The organism is Vagococcus penaei (assembly GCF_001998885.1).
Taxonomy (GTDB): Bacteria; Bacillota; Bacilli; order Lactobacillales; family Vagococcaceae; genus Vagococcus; species Vagococcus penaei.
In genome coordinates this window covers 1,338,698-1,359,875 of the sequence record NZ_CP019609.1, presented here as the reverse complement: position 1 = coordinate 1,359,875, position 21,178 = coordinate 1,338,698, and the positions used below count along the sequence as shown (strand labels likewise).

The window sequence follows — 21,178 nt, the reverse complement described above, 5'->3', positions numbered from 1 at the left end:
ATGACCAAAATTATTTAGATTTAATGTATGTTTTACCATTTGCTTTTGGTCCTGTTGATTTACCAATAAATAATACAAGGACTAAAATAGTTAACGCATATGGTGCGATTTCCATGTAGACTTTTGGAATACTTGAAATGATTGGCAGACCATCACCAGCGATACTTAAGTTTTGAGCGAAACCAAAGAACATTGCTGCTCCCATAGCTCCAATCGGATTCCACTTACCAAAGATCATCGCAGCCATTGAGATGAACCCTTGACCAGAAATCGTTGTTACTGCAAAACGACCAGAAATTGATTGAGCGAATACCGCACCACCAATACCGCCAAGGAAACCAGAAATTAATACACCAGCATATTTCATGCCATAAACATTAATTCCCAATGTGTCTGCAGCTTGAGGATTTTCCCCAACTGCACGTAATCTTAGACCAAAACGCGTTTTGTATAAAATAAACCACGCAATGACTGCAAATAAAATGGATACAAATGCCGGTGCCGTCGTATTTGAAAATAACAACGGTCCAATGACAGGGATTTTATTTAAGATTGGAAAACTAGAATAACCAAATGTTTCAACCACTTGATCTGTTTGACCTTTGCCATAAATAATTTTGACTAAAAAGATACTCAGTGCCGGTGCCATTAAGTTAATTACCGTACCACTAATGATGTGATTAGCACGTAAGTTAATCGTTGCCACAGCATGTAGCAAGGAGAAAACCATCCCAACTAAACCACCAACTAGACAGGCTAGCCACGGTGTCCAAGCACCAAATGTTGAAGCGAAACTCAAGTTAAAGACAACCGAACTAAAGGCGCCCATAACCATAATACCTTCTAAACCAACGTTAACAACCCCACTACGTTCTGAGAACGTTCCACCTAAAGCTGTAAACACTAAAGGCGTCGAATAGACTAATGTTTGAGTGATTAAAGATGCAATTGTGTCTAAACTCATGATGTTTGACCTCCTTTAGCAGCTTTGGATGCTTTTTTTGTTTCAATTTTTTTCAAGATAAAACGAATTAAGTAATTAATTCCAATGAAGAAGATAATTGATGCAATTACAACGTCAACTAACTCAGTTGGTACACCAGCAACTAATGGCATACCTTGTCCACCTAGTTTTAAAATACTGAATAGTAAAGCAGATAGTAGGATACCAATTGAGGATCCACCACCTAATAGAGAAACCGCCATACCATCAAACCCAATACTTAATGAGCCACCTTGAACAACTAAGTTTTCAAATGTTCCTAAACCATAAACCACGCCCCCGAAGCCAGCTAGAGCACCTGAGATAACCATGGATAAAACAATAATTCGTTTACTACTCATTCCTGCATATTCAGAAGCAAATGGGTTCAAGCCTACCGACGTAATTTCAAAACCTAACGTCGTCTTTTTCATCAAGAACCAAACTAAAATCAATGCTACAAAAGCAAAAATAATCCCTAAGTTCAAACGTGAACCTTCACTAATTTGACTTAAAAATTCTGTTCTTAGCGAGGCATTGGCACCGACCATTTTTGTTGTTCCTTTAGTAGAAATATATTGCTTAGCAATCACATTATTAATAATATGCGTACTAACATGTAAAATAATATAATTCATCATAATGGTAACAATAACTTCACTTGTTCCAAAGTAAGCTCGTAAAAAACCTGGAATAGCAGCTGCAATTGCACCAGCAATCACACCAGCAGAAATTGCACAAATTAACGTCAATAAGCGGGGTGAATCATGCATAACTAAACCAACCCAGATACTTGCAACCCAACCAGCTAAAGCTTGACCAGATAAACCGATATTGAAGAAACCAGCCGAGTTCGCGACCGCAAAGCCCAATGCTGTGAAAATTAATGGAGCAGCCATTACAAAAATCTCACCGATACTTTTTGGTGAACGGAAGGCTGTTTGGAACATTGCCTGATACCCCTGAATTGGGTCGTAACCAAAAATAACCATAATAATTGCACCTAAGATAAAGCCCATTAAAATCGAAAGCACGGGAACTAAGACGCTATTTAATCGATTTGAATTTAAATTACTCATGTGTTTCACCTACTTTCACACCTAATTCTTTTCTCGCTTCATCTAGTGAGTAACCAGCCATCAATAAGCCTAATTCTTTTTCAGATGTTTCTTTTGGATCAACAATTCCGACAATTTCTCCGGCATGAATAACCGCTATTCTATCTGATACATTTAAAATTTCATCTAATTCAAAACTAACGACTAAAACCGCTTTACCTTTATCACGATGCTCAATCAAGCGTTTATGAATATATTCAATTGCTCCAACATCTAACCCACGTGTTGGTTGTGAGACAATCAGTAACTCTGGATCACGATCCATTTCACGCGCGATAATCGCCTTTTGCTGATTACCACCGGATAATGCAGCTGCTGGAACCAACTCACCTGTTGTTCGTACGTCGTATTCTTCGATTAGCTTACGCGCATAATCATTAATATACTTTTGATTTAACACGCCACTCTTACTAAATGGCGCATGATAATAACTTTGTAATGCGATATTATCTGCTAGTGACATTTCTAAAACTAAACCATACTTATGACGGTCTTCTGGTACATGCCCTATTCCAACTTCAGTAATTTGACGTGGACGTTGATTTGTCACATCTTTTCCTTTAATTGTTACAGTTCCTTTTTCCACTTTGCGTAAACCAGTAATTGCTTGAATTAATTCCGTTTGACCATTGCCATCAATTCCCGCTATTCCGACAACTTCGCCACCACGAACGTCAAGGCTAAGGCCTTTTACAGCATCAAGTCCACGGCTTTCTTTCACATATAAATCATTAATTGATAAAATAGCTTCATTTGGTTTTGGTGGGCGTTTCTCCGTTTTAAATGAAACAGAACGACCAACCATTAAATCCGCTAATTCTTGTGATGACACATCTTTTACCGTAACTGTATCAATACTTTTACCACGACGAATAACTGTACAACGATCAGCTACTTTTTTAATTTCATCTAATTTATGTGTGATAATAATAATTGATTTACCTTCTTTGACTAACTCTTTCATTGTTAGAATTAACTCATCAATTTCTTGAGGTGTTAATACTGCTGTTGGCTCATCGAAGATTAAAATATTTGCTCCACGATATAACGTTTTTAAAATTTCAACACGTTGTTGCATCCCAACTGAAATATCGCTAATTAATGCTGACGGCACAACTTCCATTCCGTATTGTTTTGAAATACGTTCAATCTCTTTAGCTGCAACTGCTTTATCAAGCATCCCTTTATCTACGGGCTCATCACCTAAAATAATGTTTTCGGTTACAGTAAAAGCGTCAACTAACATAAAATGTTGGTGAACCATCCCAATTCCACGCTTACTAGCATCTGTTGGTCCAGAAAAGTTAACCGGTTTACCATCCATATAAATTTGACCGCTTGTAGGTTGTAGGAGTCCTGACAACACATTCATCAGTGTTGATTTACCCGCTCCATTCTCACCTAACAAAGCATGGATCTCACCCTTTTTAATTTGGAGATTAATATTGTCATTTGCCTTAAATTCACCGAACTGCTTTGTTATATTACGCATTTCAATGACATAATTTTCTTGACTCATGGTTTCACATCCTTTTTTTAAATGCTTCAGTAACACAACTCAATTTCAATTAGACGTTGAAGGAAACAGAAACACACATTAAAGTGTTTTGTACTTCCTTTAAAGTCTAAAATAAAAAAACTTCAAGGGAGGGCATTAAACCCAATTCGGGAATCATGCCTCCCATGAAATTTTAAAAGTACAAAAGTAAATTATTATTTTTTAGGAGTTTCAGGAATTTCAACTTCACCTTTAATAACACGTTCGCGAGCAGCTTTTACAGCATCTAATGCTTTAGCGTCTAAGTTACCATCAACCAATTCAACACCGCCATCTTTTAATCCATAGCTTAAGTGTTCGCCACCAGGGAATTTGTCTTCTAATGCACGAGTCGAAATATCTTCTACAGCAGCGCCAACACCTTTAATTGTTGAAGTTAATGTAAAGTTAGATTCTTTACCATCTTTTGCTTTATAGTTACCATCTTCTTGTTGGTTTCTATCCACACCGATTACCCAAACTTTATCGTCTGGATCGCGTTTTTCATTGATACTTTTCGCTTCTTGGAAGATTCCAGGTCCAGTACCACCAGAAGCGTGATAAATAATATCTGCGCCATCTTGGTAAATTTTAGCTGCTAAAGCCTTACCTTTTGCAGGGTCACCAAATGATGCTGCATATTTCACATCAACTTTGATATCTTTTTTCAATTCTTTCGCGCCATCTTGAACACCCATAACAAATCCAGCTTCGAAACGGTCAATTACAGGTCCTTCTTCTCCACCGATAAAGCCAACTTTATCTGTTTTAGTTGTGTATGCAGCAGCAATACCAGCTAAATAAGCCGCTTCATTGTCTTTAAATGTTGCAGAAACAACGTTGTCTTTACCTTCGATAACAGCATCGATGATACCAAAGTTTGTATCAGGATTTTGATCAGCTGCAGCTGTTACAGCATCTGTTAATAAATAACCAATACCAAAAATTGTTTTGAAGCCACTTGATACAGCTTGGTCAATATTTGTTGTATATTCAGATGCATCGTTAGATTGGATGTAGTCATAGCCATCGACACCTTTAGACATGTCATGTTTTTTACCCCAAGCTTCTAACCCTTCCCATGCTGATTGGTTAAATGATTTATCATCTACCCCACCAACGTCAGTAATGATAGCAACGCTATGATTTTTATCATCTTTCTTCGCACTGCTGTCATCTTTTTTAGCATCTTTGCTTCCACTACCACAAGCAGCTAATCCAACTAGTAAACCTGTAGTTAATAGTGTAATACCAAATTTTGTTGATTTTTTCATCATCAAAATCCTCCAATTTATTTTTATTTTTTAATGCTCAATTTCAGTAAAGGAGTATGGCAATAATTCTTGAATGGTCGTCTCCTTTAAATCACCATTCAAATTGCAAAGAGTCACTGGCATGTCTGGCTGACAAAATTCAACAAGAACTTGTCGACAGGCTCCACATGGTGAGATTGGCTGTTCTGTTTGACCAATTACCACTAAATGTTGGAACTCTTTTTGACCTTCGGAAACAGCTTTAAAGATTGCTGTTCGTTCGGCACAGTTCGTTAAGCCAAATGAGGCATTTTCGATATTACAACCAGAAAAAATCTGGCCCTCTTTTGTTAATAACGCTGCTCCGACTGGAAATTCAGAATAAGGAACATATGCTGTTTGGAGCGCTTCTTTAGCAACTTCAATTAACTGTTGTTTTTTTTGTTCCATTAGTAAACTCCTATCTGTCTTCAGACTATAAGATTAGTCTAACATATTATGAGATACAATTGTTTTTTTATTACAATCATCCAGCAAGTACCCTACCACTCATTCTACTATTTTTTTCCTCTAGTGTGGAATAAAAATAATTTTTTCCAGTGAATCAAACTCATGAAAGCCTTTCAAAAGCTAACATTAACCTATTGTTAAGTTTAACTTTTTTTGTAAAAATAAAGTAAATTTAACTTTTATTCATTTGAAACCCTTACAATGATAAAGATACTATGTTTAGTCATGTTTCGCAACTATCTAAATTAAATACAAACTATATTTTTAATAGAACTGTAATTATTCGGTAATAATTTCATGAATTAGTGTTGGTTCCTCACCTTGTTCAGAAATCGTAATATTATTATATAAAACTTCTATTACATCTGCAACGTCTTCACGATTAGATTGAATAGTTACTAATGATTCACCCTCAGTAACCGCATCACCGACTTTTTTATTTAAATACAAACCAACAGCATAATCAATAGGGTCTTCTTTAGTGCGTCGTCCAGCTCCTAATAACATTGCTGCCACACCAACTTGATCAGCGACTATTTTAGAGATAACCCCACTACGTTTAGCAGGTACCTCAATCAAATAGGCAGGTTGTGGTAATTTCGATGGATCGTCAACAACAGAGTCATCGCCACCTTGGTTACGGATCATTTCTTTAAATTTATCGAGTGCTTGACCTGAAGCAATACTTTCTTCAAGCATCTTACGTGCTTCTTCTAATGAATCAGCTTTTTTAGCTAAGACAACCATTTGACTTCCTAAAACATAAACCATTTCCATCAAGTCAGCTGGGCCATCACCTTTCAAAGCATCAATCGCTTCTTTGATCTCATTAGCATTTCCAATCGCGTTACCTAAAGGCTGTGACATATCAGAAATAATTGCCATTGTTTGACGATTGGCTAATTTACCAATACGCACCATTGTATGTGCTAATCGTTCTGCATCGGCTAAATTCTTCATGAAAGCGCCATCACCAGTTGTCACATCTAAGACAATAGCGTCCGCTCCAGAAGCAATTTTTTTACTCATAATAGAACTTGCAATTAACGGAATTGAATCAACTGTTGCAGTCACATCACGCAATGCATAAATTTTCTTATCAGCTGGCGCTAAGTCGCCTGATTGACCAGTCACTGCCACATGACTTTCATTTACTAACTTAATAAATTCATCATTCGGAATTTCCACTTGGAAACCAGGAATTGCTTCTAGCTTATCAATCGTTCCACCTGTATGACCTAAGCCACGTCCACTCATCTTAGCAACGGCTGCTCCAACCGAGGCAACTAATGGTGCTAAAACTAATGTTGTAGTATCACCTACACCACCAGTTGAATGCTTATCTACTTTAATGCCTTCAATTTCAGATAAATCAATCATATCACCTGATTGACTCATAGCCATAGTTAAGTAAGTAATTTCTTCATCTGTCATGTCGTTGAAAAAAACTGACATTAAAAAGGCACTCATCTGATAATCTGGAATTGAACCATCCGTGTAACCATCAATTAAGAAGTTAATTTCTTCTTGTGACAAAACACTTTGGTCACGTTTCTTTTGTATAATATCTACTACTCTCATGTTGCACAAACCTCCATACATTAGTCCGCTTTGTAAAGCGGTTTACTTTGACTAATAAAACTTGTAAAGCGGTTTACAAGTTCTTTTTTGTATATATAGCGCTTACATTTAGACTATAACATTAGCTTAGTCTATCTGTCAATATTTTTTGTACTAGCTCGGACAATTAAATTAGCCTCATAATTAATATTAGGAATTTGATCTTCAGGAAAATTAATCGCACGGAAAAGTAATTTTGCCGCTGTATAGCCAATTTCAAAAGCTGGCTGATCCACTGTCGTTAAAGGTGGATTTAAAAATGCTGTAATCTCAAGATTATCAAATCCAACGATTGAAATGTCATCAGGAATAGATAATCCTTTATCAAAAGCTGCTCGGTATGCTCCAATTGCCATCTGATCATTTCCACAACAAAGCGCTGTCAAATTTTCACGAGCAAGTAAGCGTGTTGCTGCTTCATAACCACCTTGAATCGAGACAGGGCCGTCTTCAATAAAGGACGAATCATAATCTAACCCATTGTTTAGTAAGCACTCATAGTAGGCTTGGTAGCGGTCAGTCATTTCATAATAACCAGACTCATTAGTTAGCATCCCAATTTTTTTATGTCCATTATCGATTAAATATTGCACTGCATCATAGTAACCGCCATATTCATCCACTAAAATATTTCCTTGCTCACGTGTATTTAATCCACGGTCAATTAGCATGTTTGGACAACTACGCATATATTTTTCGAGTTCAATGGCATTGGGACTAGCCAAAATAATCCCCGCAACTGAACGATTTTGTAATTGTTTAATATACTTCCGCTCCATTGTTTCAGAGTGTTTTGAATTACATAATAAAATCATGTAATCTTTTTCATTCAAATATGATTCCACACCTTCAATTACTTTCGAGAAAAATAAATCTGTCACATCTGGTACAATCATTCCCACCGTTTTGGATTCTTTTTGTACCATATTTTTAGCAAAATAATCTGGGCTATAATCTGTGTCTGCAACTGCCTTTAAGACTCGACGTCTAGTTTCTTCACTAAAACGTTGCCCCTTATTATTTAAAATCTGCGATACTGTTGTCGTTGAAACCCCAGCCATACTTGCGATATCTTTAATTGTCACTTTCATCCAATACACCTCCAACAACTCTCTCTAATAGTCGTATCATACCAAAAATTTTGACTATCTGACAATTACTTAGGTATCTTTAATTAAAAAAACAACTAATTATCAGGCACATTGATTGTACGTCACTGATAATTAATTGTTTTTTTATAAGTTATCAGGCTATTAGCGTAATACGATACTAAGTAGTAAACCAATAATTTGAGCACCGTTAAATAAAACTAAATTTTTAATAGATACACTAAATGTCTCAGACTTAATTTGTTTTTGAGTAAATAATTGCGTATTGGCTTTAATTTTCGGTAAAGTCAATAAAACCACAAACATTACCCAGTGGTATACGCCAAAAATAATACCAATGATAATAGTGGCGTAACATCCATACATCAATACATTAAACAGACGAATACCATTCTCGCGTCCAAGATAAAACGGTAAAGTATAACGATGATTTTTAACATCTTGGTCTAAATCACATAGGTTATTAGCCAACATGATGTTAGCAATGGTAAAAATCAAAGGCAAGGAAGCCCAAACGATAGCGACTAATTGGGAGACATTACCATAAAGACCAATTAAATTCCCTTGCCAGACAAAGGTTATAATATCTAGGTGCGCAATATTAAGATAGATAGTGATGAAAAAAATACCAAACCCCATCGTCACGCCACTAAACATTTCGCCCAAAGGCATTCGAGATAATGGAACAGGTCCAAATGTATAAAAAATTCCAATTAAAAAACATAAACCGCCCATCATAAGCAGTAATAAACTTGTCCGATAAGTTAAGATTAAGCCAATCACACTAGAAAAGGCAATCATACCGTAAATAAGCCACGAAACATGCTTAACATCCAAACTAGCGACACCAACAATATTCATCGTTTTTTGGTATTCATTATCATGAGCTTTTTTATAATCCATCAAATTATTAATTGCTGTCGTTGCCATATCAAATGACAGCATGGCAGCAAAAAATAAAATCATATTTTCAATATTAACCTGCTCAAAATAGTAAAGTGAAAATAACCAGCCAATCACGAATGGAAACAAGCTTGCAAGTTTAGTTCGAATTTCAACTAATTCTAAAAATACTTTAACTGTCATAACCCTAACTCCTTATTTTTACTCAAAACCTTCTTTCACTGCTTAATCACATAATGTGATTCCTCATTCAACTTAAAATTATCACGTATACCTTTACTTAAATAAATATGATCCTCTTTAGTAACAAAAATTGCCTCGACATCTGGACGTTTTTCAACAAAAGCCAAGCCATTTTTAACTCCCATTGAAAAAATAGCCGTTGATAGACCATCTCCTGCTATAGAAGTATCTGAGATAATCGTCACTCCTGCAATATCGTTTTCAAATGGATAGCCAGTTTTTGGGTTAAACAAATGATGATACGTCTTACCGTCAACTGTTAAATTACGTTCATAGATGCCTGATGTCACCAACGATTTATTTTTCTCTGCAACTGAACCGACAACGGTATTTCGTGCTTCATTCGGATCTTGAATTCCAACACGCCATGTGCCATCTTTTCCCCGGGGACTATTACCAAGTACATACACGTTACCACCTAAGTCAACAATAGCACTCGTCACGTCATTCGTTTTTAAAACTTTAATTGCTTCATCTGTAATAAATCCCTTAGCAATCGCACCTAAATCAAGTGACATTCCCTTTTCCTCTAAATAAACTGTCTGCTGTTTTTCATCCAATTTAACTTTATGGTAATCAACTAATTTTAGAGCGGTATCAATTTCTTCTTGACTAGGTTTACGTGCATCATCAAACCCAATATGCCAAAGTTGTATAATTGGTCCAACCGTTAAATCAAACCCACCAGACGATTCTTCACTATATTTAACCGATTCTTGAATCAATCTAAACACATCTTCTGATACTTTAACTGGCTTAACACCCGCATTTTGATTAATCTCATCAACTTCAGAACCCGGCTCATTAACCGTAATTTTTTTATCCAATTCCTTGATACGGTCATAAACTTTAGGTAAGATATCTTTTTTATCCTCATCGAAAATTTGTACTTTCACATACGTCCCCATTAAAAACTGCTGATCAGAATAAGGTTCCTGCCTTAGTTTTGTGGTCGGCTCTGTTTTTTTACCACAACCTGTTATGCCTATAACAACGAGTACTGGAAGTAGCAACAAAAGCAACCAGTTTATTCTTTTTTGCATGTTCTTCATCCCCAATTTATTTTATGATTACACACACTATACCATAGTCGTTTTTTAATAGAAATAGCGACAAATCCTAGGTATAGGACTTGTCGCTAATCGTGACTCTTAACCTGTAAAAGAACGAAGTCAGTGACTTATTTTTCTACTTTGTTGTCAATTTCAATTTTAGCTGTGTCGCCTTTTTCAGCTGCTGCAACTAATTGTTTTGCGTAATCTTTGAAAGAATTTGATGAATGTGTTGCACCAGAAACCACATCAACTACATCTGGATCTTGAGCTTCTTCTAAAGCTTTATTTAATTCTGGGATAAAGATGTCTGGTGAAGTACCAGATTTTTCTTTCATCATTTTGTTATATTCTGCGTCACCAGTTTTTGACTTGCCGTCTTTGTTGATATTGTCATATTTAGACTCAGCAATTTTGCCGTCTTTCACAACAATTGTAAAGACTGTACGGTAACCATTATTTTCATTTTTTTCTTCTAATGTGTATTCACCGTCTTTTAATTCAGCTTTTGCAGTTGATTTAGAATCAGATGTTTTTGATTCAGAAGATTCAGTTTTTACAACTTCTGATGATGAAGCTTTTGTTCCTTCGTCTTTTTTATCGTCTTTTTTATCGCCACAAGCAGCTAATACTAATGTTGATAATGCTAATAGCGTCACACTAGAAATCAGTTTTTTCATTTTCATAATAAATACCTGCCTTTTTTATTTTTTAATTGTTTGAAAACCTTTTTACAAAATAAATTGTATAACAAACATCCTAAAAATGCAAACCTATTGATAATTTTTTCACAATTTTCTAATGAAACATCCCCTTTCTTATATAATTGAGCTATATTATTAGTGAACTATTCAGATTTCGATAGACTTTTTTTATCACAGAATATATAATGGTATCGATTGTGTATTTTTTTTCACGTAATCGCTATTATTATTTCATTATTATTCTAATTTTAAATTGAAAAGGAGAGTTAATATGGCTAAAACAGAAATCGTTGTTGTTGGTGCCGGATATTCCGGAGTTGCAGCAACTAAAATGCTGTCGAAAAAATTGAAAAAAAATGATGTTCATATTACATTAATTGATCGTCATTCTTATCAAACCATGATGACTGAACTTCATGAAGTTGCTGGTGGGCGTGTTGAACCAACTGCTATTCAATATGATTTGCACCGTCTATTTTGCAAACGTAAGAATGTGAGTGTTATCACAGACGAAGTTGTCACTATTGATAAAGAGAAAAAAGTTGTCACAACACAAGACGGGTCTTTTGCATTTGATTACCTTGTTCTAGGAATGGGTGGCGAGCCAAATGACTTTGGTACACCTGGAGTTAAAGAAAACGGATTCACTTTATGGTCAATGGAAGATGCAATTAAGCTACGTCATCATATTGAGCGTACGGTCGCTTTAGCAGCTCTAGAACCGGATGCTGAAAAACGCAAAGCGATGCTAACCTTTGTTGTATGTGGCTCAGGCTTTACAGGTATTGAAATGGTCGGTGAATTAATCGACTGGAAAGATCGTCTGGCTTTTGACAACAAAATTTCACCTGATGATATTAGCTTACTGGTCGTTGAAGCAGCTCCAACTATTTTAAATATGCTTGACCGTAACGATGCTGCAAAAGCTGAAAAATATTTAGTTAAGAAAAAAGTTCAAATTTTAAAAGACACACCGATTGTTGAAGTTGCCGAAGATCATATTGTCTTAAAATCTGGTGACAAAATTGCAACGAATACATTGATTTGGACAGCTGGTGTGAAGGCTAATAGCGATGCCGAAGAATTTGGTATGGAAAAAGCCCGTGCTAATCGCTTAGTTGCCAATGAATTTATGCAAGCAAAAGGCTATGAAGATAAAAATATTTATGTTGTTGGTGATTTGGTTTACTTCGAAGAAACGGATAAAGAAAACCGTCCAACACCTCAAATCGTTCAAGCAGCTGAGCAAACAGGACACTGTGCAGCAAAAAATATTATTGCTGCCATTGCTGGTGGTGAAAAAGAAGCCTATAAAGGCAAATATGATGGCTTCATGGTATCAATTGGTTCAAAATATGCTGTAGCCTGTGTCTTTGATAAGATTCATATGAGTGGCTTTTTCGCTATGTTAATGAAACATATCATTAATTTGCGTTACTTCTTTGACGTTCGTTCAGGCTACTATATGTTCCAATACATCATGCACGAATTCTTCCGTATTAAAGACGAACGGAATATTTTCCGTGGACACACCTCACGTAATAGTAATGTTTTATGGTCAGTACCTCTACGCGTATTTTATGGTGCTGTTTGGTTAGTTGAATCCATGAAAAAAGTTGTTGGTAACGGTCAAGTCTTGAAACCTAGCACTTGGTTTGGTGAAGGTTCTTGGTTTACAGACACTGTTGTCTTCCCATTCCCATGGCTACAACAAACAGCTGATGCTACTTCTGGTGCCTCAGCTGCCGAAGCTACAACAGCCGCAACTGGTGCAGTCGATGCGGCTGCCGCTGCCGCTGCCGCTGCCCCAGATCCTATCTTTGGTTTAAGTTATGCATATGGCGAAACACCAATGACAGTGTTCAAGTCGATGCCAGATTGGTTTGGTTCAATCATGAAATTCATGATGCCTAATCAAGAGGTTGCTTTGTTTATGCAAAAATTCATGACAATTGTTGAAATTTGTATTGCCTTAGCAATCATCGTTGGTCTATTCACTTGGTTAGCCAATGCTGCAACTATTGTTCTGGTTATTATGTTCTGTCTATCAGGAATGTTCTACTGGGTAAATATTTGGTTCTTGTTTGTTGCCTTTGCCTTGATGAACGGTTCTGGACGTGCCTTTGGTTTAGACAAATGGGTAATCCCATGGTTACAACGCACACTAGGTAACTGGTGGTATGGCGACATTAAATCACGCTATGGGCACTAAGTCATAATCAAAGTTAATGACTCATAATAAAGTTCTAGAAGAATAACTTCTAGAACTTTATTTTATATAATTTAATTGCTCTAACTGCAAAATAATAGTATTCTCACTATGTTAGGAGAATCACCATGACTAAAAATAAACGCTTAATTTATATTGCTTTACTCGTTGCTCAAGGTGTAATCATTGGCCTATTAGAAAACATGATTCCTTTTCCATTTGCCATTGCACCAGGAGCAAAACTCGGCTTAGCCAATTTAATTACTGTAATTGCACTCTTCACAATGCCACCAAAAGATAGTTTTACACTTGTTATTATGCGTCTTTTTCTAACCACACTATTAGGTGGAACAATTTCAACGCTAATGTATAGTGCTGCAGGGGCTCTCTTGAGTTACTTTGGTATGCTACTTGTCAAATCACTGGGGCCAAAACGTATTAGTACGATTGGAATTAGTGCCTTAGGTGGTTTTTTACATAATGTTGGCCAGCTTCTCGTAGCTAGTTGGATTGCACGTTCTTGGACAGTCATGCTCTACTTACCTGTCTTATCTTGGATTGGCATTCTAGCAGGTATTGCAATTGGTATTGCCGCTAACTATTTGATGACACACGTTAAAACAATGCAAGAATTTAAAATTAATTATGATTAACATATCTTAAAGGAGTCAATAAGATGCAAATTCATCCAATGTGGAACCAGTATCCTACCCTAAAAAAAGAATTAGCTGCGACGCTTGACCTAATGACTTCCTCAATCAATCTACCAAATAAAGAAGTGGAGCAATCCATTCTAGCTATCATTCATGCTGGTGGTAAGCTATTACGTCCCGCTTACTTACTCCTATTCGCAGAATTAGGTAGAAAAAAGAATGTCAAAAAAAGCGTGGCCTTAGCTGCCGCAATTGAAACGTTGCATACAGCAACACTAATACATGATGATATCGTGGATGAAGCGGATATGCGACGTGGAGTTAACACCCTACAAACAAAATTCAGTAAAGATGTGGCCGTTTATGCTGGAGATTACTTATTTATTGTTTGTTTTAAACTTTTAGCTAACTATTCTGATTCCTTAAAAAGCATTCAACTAAACTCAACTAGTATGGAAACTGTCTTATTAGGAGAATTAGGTCAAATGAATTCACGCTATCAATTAGATGTGACTATTGATGACTATTTAAAAAATATTTCAGGAAAAACTGCTGAGTTATTCGCTTTAAGCTGCTTCCTAGGTTGTTACGAAAATGGCGGCTCTCGCAAATTAGCTACGACTTGCCGTGAAATTGGTAAAGCTATTGGGATTACCTTTCAAATTATCGATGATATTTTAGACTATTCTCAAAATCAAGAGACTATTGGTAAACCAGTCCTAGAAGATGTCAAACAGGGAGTATACAGTTTGCCACTGATTTGTGCGTTACAAAGAAATCCTGATGCATTTACTAATTTACTAAGCAAAAAAGACCAAATGACTGACGACGATACCAAGAAAGTTTATGAGTTAGTCACAAAATTTGAGGGGGTTGAACAAGCTTATCAGTTGGCTGAGGACTATACTAAAAAGGCGCTAACTCTTATTCAATCACTACCAGATAATAAGCTACAAACAAAAGAAACAATCTATCAATTAACAGCAATGATTTTAAAAAGGCAACATTAATTAACACAGCGGACATATCAAGCGACTGTCCGTTGTGTTAATTTTTAAGTTAGTTACCCATTTCCAATAGTCTGATCGTCGTACATTAAAATGGTTCGAGTAACTTATCGTTCCAGGTTAGTTGCCACGTCAGGCTAAGAGATGCTTAAACTTTTTCTTTTTACGTTATTCCTTCCAACATACTTGCATTCACTCAATAACCTCGATATAATCGGGAAGATGCCATGACTATCATGAATAAAAAATAAAGTGAGGATTACATCCATATGATTACAGTAACAAACGTTAGTTTACAATTTCCAGATCGTAAATTATTTGATGATGTGAATATTAAATTTACCCCAGGAAATTGCTACGGCTTAATTGGTGCCAATGGTGCTGGAAAATCGACATTCCTAAAGATTTTATCTGGTGAAATTGACCCGACAACTGGAAATGTTGCTTTAGGCCCAGATGAGCGTCTAGCGACATTAAAACAAAATCATTTTGATTATGAAGATTCAACTGTTTTAGAAACCGTTATTATGGGACATAAACGCTTATATGAAATTATGCAAGAAAAAAATGCCATTTACATGAAAGAGGATTTTACCGATGAAGATGGCATTAAAGCAGCCGAATTAGAAGGTGAATTCGCCGAATTAAATGGGTGGGAAGCCGAGTCAGAAGCAGCTAGCTTACTTCAAGGTCTAAACATCCCAGAAGCTTTACATGACTTAAAAATGGGTGAATTACCTGCAGGTCAAAAAGTTAAAGTCTTACTTGCGCAAGCTTTGTTTGGTAAACCTGATGTTCTTTTACTTGATGAGCCGACAAACGGTTTAGATATTGAATCAATTGCTTGGTTAGAAGAATTTCTAATTAACTTTGATAATACTGTTATTATCGTTTCCCATGACCGTCATTTCCTAAATAAAGTCTGTACGCATATGGCTGACTTAGACTTTGGTAAAATCCAATTATATGTTGGAAATTATGATTTTTGGTTAGAGTCAAGTCAGTTAGCAGCAAAATTACAAGCTGACCAAAACTCGAAAAAAGAAGAAAAAGTCAAAGAACTAAAAGAATTTATCGCACGCTTTAGCGCCAATGCATCAAAATCAAAACAAGCCACATCACGTAAAAAAATGCTTGAAAAAATTGAATTAGATGATATTCAACCATCTTCTCGTCGTTACCCATTTGTAGGCTTTAAAGCAGAGCGTGAAATTGGAAATGACCTACTACGTGTCGAAAATGTTTCTAAAACAATTGATGGTAAGAAAATTCTTGATAATGTGACATTTATCTTAAATAAAGATGATAAAGTTGCCTTTGTAGCAAAAGACGATATCACAACGACAACATTATTCAAAATTATTATGGGCGACTTAGAACCTGATTCTGGTACTGTACATTGGGGAGTCACAACTAGTCAAGCTTACTTACCAAAAGATACAAGCGAGGAATTTTCAAAAGAGCAACCAATCTTGGACTGGTTACGACAATATGCGTCAAAAGAAGAAGATGATAATACCTTCTTACGTAGTTTCTTAGGAAGAATGCTTTTCTCTGGTGAAGAAGTCTTGAAACCAGTTAATGTCTTGTCAGGGGGCGAAAAAGTCCGTTGTATGTTATCTAAGTTAATGTTATCAAAAGCAAACGTTCTAGTTTTAGACGATCCAACGAATCACTTAGACTTAGAATCAATTACTGCTTTAAATGATGGCTTAATTGCCTTCAATGGCTCAATTCTCTTCTCATCACATGACCACCAATTTATTCAAACAACAGCAAACCGAATTATTGCTGTATCTGATAAAGGCGTTGTCGATCGTGCTGAAACAACTTATGATGAATTCTTAGAAAATGCAACTGTCAAAGAGCAATTACAAGGATTATTTAACTAAAAATAAAAATGTGCCTATTACGTGGTTTGATACGCGTAATAGACACATTTTTTTCTATTAAATAATAAATAATTGCAAATAAGACCGATAATAGGACGACTAAATTAGGCACTAAAACGCATATGATTAAGCTCTTTTTTCTCCAAAAGAGAAGATAGCAATTGCGCCATAACCTGTATGACTAGCTATCGTTGGTCCCATTGGAAATAACCGTACACCTTTTATGTCTAATGATTCCAATAACAATTCTTTTACCATTTCTGCAGCCTCTAAATCACCTGCATATGCCACAAATAATTCTTGTTCTTCACTATCACGAATTGTTTCACCTGTTTTTTGCACTAATTCTTTTAATGAATGCTTCCGACCACGCACTTTACCAATATTAATCAATTTTCCATCTGCATTCATCACAATAATTGGTTTAATCTTTATTAAACTACCAATAGCTGCAGATGTTTTAGAAATGCGGCCACCACGTTCTAAGTGATTCAAATCATTGACCGTTACCCATGAGTGTAAATAATCCATATGCTCATCTAACCAAACAAGGACATCTTCTAATGTCTTGCCTTCCTCTTTCAAACGCATTAAATGAGTTATTAGTAAGCCCTCACCCAAACAAGCAGCTTTTGAATCGATAATGGTAACGTTGACGACTTCATTTTCCTCTTTTAACATTTGTAACGCGCTTACCGCGTTTTGATAAGACCCGCTTAGACCTGATGAAAAAGAAAGATAAAGTAACGGTTGCTTACTATCTATATATGGTTTAAAACATTCTAAATATGTACCTAAATTAATCTGCGACGTACTAGGCATAGCGCCCTCTTTAAGTGCATCCATAAACCATCCATAATCAAAAGTTTTACCTAGATCATCAATATATTCTTTTCCGTTAAGATTTACAACCATACTAATGAGTTGTACACGATTTTTTTCAATTACTTCATAAGGTAAATCACAACATGAATCAACTAATAAATCAAATTTGTCTGTCATTTTCCACACTCCTCTCCTTGTTTATATCAAAAAAGGAAGAGTTTGACAACTCTCCCCTCCTAAATCGTTAATTAAATTTGTGCCCAAACACTCTCCAACACATTTGTCTGGGTCCGGTCTGGACCAACAGAAAACGTTGAAATGCGCACACCTACTAATTCTGATACACGGTGAACGTAATTTCGTGCATTTTCAGGTAAATCAGCTAAAGTTTTACAAGCAGTAATATCTTCTGTCCAACCAGGTAATTCTTCATAAACTGGTTTACAACGTGATAACTCTTTTAAGCTTGCTGGGTAATGATAGATTTTCTCACCATCTAATTCATACGCTGTACAAATTTTAACTGTTGGCAAACCAGTTAAAACATCAATTGAATTTAATGATAAGTTTGTAATACCAGAAACACGTTTAGAATGACGCATGACAACCGTATCGAACCAACCAACACGACGAGGACGACCAGTTGTTGTCCCATATTCCCGACCAACTTCACGAATTTGATTTCCTGTTTCATCAAATAATTCTGTTGGGAAAGGGCCATCACCAACACGAGATGTGTAAGCTTTACAAACACCTACCACGCGATTAATTTTAGATGGGCCAACACCACTACCAATTGTGACACCCCCAGCAACTGGATTTGATGACGTCACGAATGGATATGTTCCTTGGTCAATATCGAGCATCACACCTTGAGCTCCTTCAAATAAAACACGTTTACCATCATCTAATGCATCATTTAAAATGACTGATGTGTCAGTGACGTATTGTTTAATTTGTTGACCATATTCATAGTACTCTTCAAAAATATCATCGAAAGCCAATGGTTCGCTATCATACATTTTAACAAATTGACGATTTTTATCTTCTAAGTTACTCTTTAGACGTTCAGCAAAAATTTCTTTATCTAACAAGTCAGCAATTCGAATACCAACACGTGCTGCTTTATCCATATAAGCTGGTCCAATTCCTTTAATCGTTGTTCCAATTTTATTTTCGCCTTTAGACTCTTCTTGTAATTGGTCTAGTTTAATATGATAAGGTAAAATAACATGCGCACGATCAGAAATTCGCAAATTATTCGTCGCAACACCATGATCAGCTAAATACGCTAATTCTTTGGTCAATGACTTAGGATTAACAACAACACCATTACCAATCACACTAATTTTATCTGAATAAAAAATACCAGAAGGAATTAAATGTAATTTATAAGTAACTCCATCAAATTGAATCGTATGACCGGCATTATCTCCACCTTGATAACGAGCGATAACTTCTGCATTCTCACTTAAAAAATCGGTAATTTTACCTTTACCTTCATCGCCCCACTGTGTTCCAACAACTACTACTGATGACATATGAACACTCCATTCTATGATATCTATTACTTAACTATTTTACCAGTAAACCCTAGTTCAATCAATTATTTTCGAACATTTAACATTAAAAAACTGTAATTTTTTAATAAAAACGAACATTAATACTCTTCACGTGTCGAAAGTGATGAAAATTTATTATACTCTTTAACAAACAATAATTCGACTGTTCCACGTGCTCCACTACGGTTCTTTTCAATAATTACTTCAATCACATTATTTGGTGCTTGGTTATCGCCATCTTCATCATCACCTTCGCGTTGGTAGTAATCATCACGATAAAGAAAGGCCACAATATCCGCATCTTGCTCAATCGAACCTGACTCACGAATATCACTTAAAACCGGACGTTTATCCTGACGTTGCTCAACACCACGAGATAACTGTGACAAGGCAATAACTGGTACATGTAACTCTTTAGATAATTTCTTCAACTGTCGAGAAATTTCGGAAACTTCCTGCTGACGATTTTCACGACCAGTTCCTTCAATTAATTGTAAATAATCGATTAAAATTAGGCCTAAATTACCTTGTTCTTGGGCTAATTTACGACATTTAGCTCGAATTTCAGAAATTTTAATCCCAGGTGTATCATCGATAAAGATACTCGCTCGAGATAAACTTCCCATTGCTATAATTAAGTTATCCCACTCTTCATCAGTTAGTTGCCCCGTTTTTAAATGGCTCGCATCCACTAAACCTTCCGAACAAAGCATCCGATTAACTAATGATTCAGCACTCATTTCTAAACTAAAAATCGCAACAGATTTATCTGTCTTAGTTCCAACATTTTGAGCAATATTTAAAGCAAATGCCGTCTTACCAACAGCTGGACGTGCAGCTAAGATAATTAACTCTTCTGGCTGTAAACCAGCAGTCATCTTATCTAAGGCATGATAACCAGTTGGTAAACCGGTAATTGTATCACCTTGTTGGGCCAACTTCTCGATTTGACTAATCGATTCACCTAATACATCCGAAATAGCTAAAAATCCACTTCGATTACGTTTTTCCGAGACTTCTAAAATGCGACGTTCAGCATCATCTAAAATAGACTCAACATCGTCCCCTTGCTCGAAACCACTTGTGACAATCTCTGTAGCCGTTTGGATCAACTTGCGTAGTAGTGCTTTTTGTTCAACAATTTTAGCGTAATAGCCAACATTAGCAGCTGTCGGGACATTTACTGTTAATTCTGATAAGTAACTGAGTCCACCAATATCTTCCATCAAGCCTTTTTGCTCAAGTTCATCCTTAATTGTTATAACATCAATTGGCTCATTCTTATTATTTAATTCAACCATCGTTTGAAAAATCAGTTGGTGTGCACGTCGATAAAAATCTTGCGCATCAATATACTCCATCGCTTCAATAATGGCATCTGAATTTAGAAAAACTGAGCCTAATACGGCTTGTTCAGCCTCGACACTTTGAGGTGGTATTCGATCTTGTTGAATCATTTCCATTCAACATACTCCTATCTATCTCTTATTCTGTTACGACATGTACACGTAACTTCGCTGTTACTTGTTTATGTAATTTGATTGGTACATTCGTATAACCTAATGCTTTAATTGGTTGATTTAATTCCATTTTACGTTTATCTACTTTAATTTTGTGTTGTTTTTCTAATGCATCAGCAATTTGTTTTGACGGAATTGAACCAAACAAACGACCATCTTCGCCAGCTTTTGATTTTAAAACAACTTCAAAACCTTCTTTTTCAATAATTTCTTTAAGTTGCTCTGATTCAGCAAGTAATTCAGCTTCTTCTTTTTCTTTAGCTTTATTTTTCCCTTTTAATTCACTTAATGCTTGCGGTGTTGCTTCTTTAGCTAAGCCTTTTTTTAATAAAAAGTTTTGGGCATACCCAACTGCAACATCCTTCACTTCACCTTTTTTACCTTTGCCTTTAACATCTTGTAAGAAAATAACTTTCATCTATCATCCACTCCTTGTATTATCATTATTAAGCCTATTAGCTAATCACTATTTTACCATA

At 35.9% G+C, this 21,178-nt stretch carries 18 protein-coding genes; 4 read left to right on the top strand and 14 right to left on the bottom strand.

Annotation, left to right across the window (positions count from 1 at the left end):
- Window positions 1-10 precede the first annotated feature (10 nt).
- From BW732_RS06515 to BW732_RS06470, 10 genes are all read right to left on the bottom strand, one after another.
- Window positions 11-964: an ABC transporter permease gene (locus BW732_RS06515; protein WP_077275994.1), complete on the bottom strand. Its 954-nt coding sequence runs from the start codon at window positions 962-964 to the stop codon at window positions 11-13.
- Window positions 961-2,061: an ABC transporter permease gene (locus tag BW732_RS06510; RefSeq protein WP_077275993.1), complete on the bottom strand. Its 1,101-nt coding sequence runs from the start codon at window positions 2,059-2,061 to the stop codon at window positions 961-963. Before BW732_RS06510 ends, BW732_RS06515 begins: the two co-directional genes overlap by 4 nt.
- Entirely contained in the window at window positions 2,054-3,619 is a 1,566-nt protein-coding gene (locus tag BW732_RS06505) for an ABC transporter ATP-binding protein (protein ID WP_077275992.1), read from the bottom strand. Before BW732_RS06505 ends, BW732_RS06510 begins: the two co-directional genes overlap by 8 nt.
- Before the next feature lie 194 nt (window positions 3,620-3,813).
- Window positions 3,814-4,911: a BMP family lipoprotein gene (locus tag BW732_RS06500; RefSeq protein ID WP_077276877.1), complete on the bottom strand. Its 1,098-nt coding sequence runs from the start codon at window positions 4,909-4,911 to the stop codon at window positions 3,814-3,816.
- A 30-nt stretch (window positions 4,912-4,941) separates the two neighbouring features.
- On the bottom strand, window positions 4,942-5,340 hold the full coding sequence (locus BW732_RS06495) for a cytidine deaminase (RefSeq protein ID WP_077275991.1): 399 nt from the start codon (window positions 5,338-5,340) through the stop codon (window positions 4,942-4,944).
- A gap of 339 nt (window positions 5,341-5,679) precedes the next feature.
- Complete coding sequence (locus BW732_RS06490) at window positions 5,680-6,981, bottom strand: pyrimidine-nucleoside phosphorylase (RefSeq protein ID WP_077275990.1); 1,302 nt, start codon at window positions 6,979-6,981, stop codon at window positions 5,680-5,682.
- Between the two features lie 131 nt (window positions 6,982-7,112).
- Window positions 7,113-8,111: a LacI family DNA-binding transcriptional regulator gene (locus BW732_RS06485; RefSeq protein ID WP_077275989.1), complete on the bottom strand. Its 999-nt coding sequence runs from the start codon at window positions 8,109-8,111 to the stop codon at window positions 7,113-7,115.
- A 162-nt stretch (window positions 8,112-8,273) separates the two neighbouring features.
- Entirely contained in the window at window positions 8,274-9,215 is a 942-nt protein-coding gene (gene menA / locus BW732_RS06480) for a 1,4-dihydroxy-2-naphthoate polyprenyltransferase (RefSeq protein WP_077275988.1), read from the bottom strand.
- A gap of 35 nt (window positions 9,216-9,250) precedes the next feature.
- Window positions 9,251-10,318 carry an FAD:protein FMN transferase gene (locus tag BW732_RS06475; RefSeq protein ID WP_077275987.1) on the bottom strand — a complete coding sequence of 356 codons (1,068 nt, stop codon included), beginning with the start codon at window positions 10,316-10,318 and terminating at the stop codon, window positions 9,251-9,253.
- A gap of 137 nt (window positions 10,319-10,455) precedes the next feature.
- The gene (locus BW732_RS06470; RefSeq protein WP_077275986.1) at window positions 10,456-11,013 is read right to left on the bottom strand and encodes an FMN-binding protein; all 558 of its coding nucleotides are present in this window, start codon (window positions 11,011-11,013) and stop codon (window positions 10,456-10,458) included.
- 289 nt (window positions 11,014-11,302) lie between these two features.
- On the opposite strand from BW732_RS06470, the gene BW732_RS06465 reads away from it, so the two are divergent.
- The 4 genes from BW732_RS06465 (at window position 11,303) to BW732_RS06450 (ending at window position 16,792) form a co-directional block, all read left to right on the top strand.
- Window positions 11,303-13,243, top strand: coding sequence for an NAD(P)/FAD-dependent oxidoreductase (locus BW732_RS06465; RefSeq protein ID WP_077275985.1), 1,941 nt, complete (start codon window positions 11,303-11,305; stop codon window positions 13,241-13,243).
- A 125-nt stretch (window positions 13,244-13,368) separates the two neighbouring features.
- Window positions 13,369-13,893 carry a Gx transporter family protein gene (locus tag BW732_RS06460; RefSeq protein WP_077275984.1) on the top strand — a complete coding sequence of 175 codons (525 nt, stop codon included), beginning with the start codon at window positions 13,369-13,371 and terminating at the stop codon, window positions 13,891-13,893.
- A 23-nt stretch (window positions 13,894-13,916) separates the two neighbouring features.
- Entirely contained in the window at window positions 13,917-14,903 is a 987-nt protein-coding gene (locus tag BW732_RS06455; RefSeq protein ID WP_077275983.1) for a polyprenyl synthetase family protein, read from the top strand.
- A 266-nt stretch (window positions 14,904-15,169) separates the two neighbouring features.
- Window positions 15,170-16,792, top strand: coding sequence for an ABC-F family ATP-binding cassette domain-containing protein (locus BW732_RS06450; protein WP_077275982.1), 1,623 nt, complete (start codon window positions 15,170-15,172; stop codon window positions 16,790-16,792).
- Between the two features lie 126 nt (window positions 16,793-16,918).
- On the opposite strand, the gene BW732_RS06445 is transcribed toward BW732_RS06450, so the two are convergent.
- From BW732_RS06445 to rplI, 4 genes are all read right to left on the bottom strand, one after another.
- On the bottom strand, window positions 16,919-17,794 hold the full coding sequence (locus BW732_RS06445) for a DegV family protein (RefSeq protein WP_077275981.1): 876 nt from the start codon (window positions 17,792-17,794) through the stop codon (window positions 16,919-16,921).
- A gap of 71 nt (window positions 17,795-17,865) precedes the next feature.
- Window positions 17,866-19,158 carry an adenylosuccinate synthase gene (locus tag BW732_RS06440; RefSeq protein WP_077275980.1) on the bottom strand — a complete coding sequence of 431 codons (1,293 nt, stop codon included), beginning with the start codon at window positions 19,156-19,158 and terminating at the stop codon, window positions 17,866-17,868.
- A 119-nt stretch (window positions 19,159-19,277) separates the two neighbouring features.
- A complete protein-coding gene (gene dnaB, locus BW732_RS06435; RefSeq protein ID WP_077275979.1) occupies window positions 19,278-20,642 on the bottom strand; it encodes a replicative DNA helicase in 1,365 nt (454 codons plus the stop codon).
- A 22-nt stretch (window positions 20,643-20,664) separates the two neighbouring features.
- Window positions 20,665-21,117 carry a 50S ribosomal protein L9 gene (rplI, locus tag BW732_RS06430; protein WP_077275978.1) on the bottom strand — a complete coding sequence of 151 codons (453 nt, stop codon included), beginning with the start codon at window positions 21,115-21,117 and terminating at the stop codon, window positions 20,665-20,667.
- Window positions 21,118-21,178 lie beyond the last annotated feature (61 nt).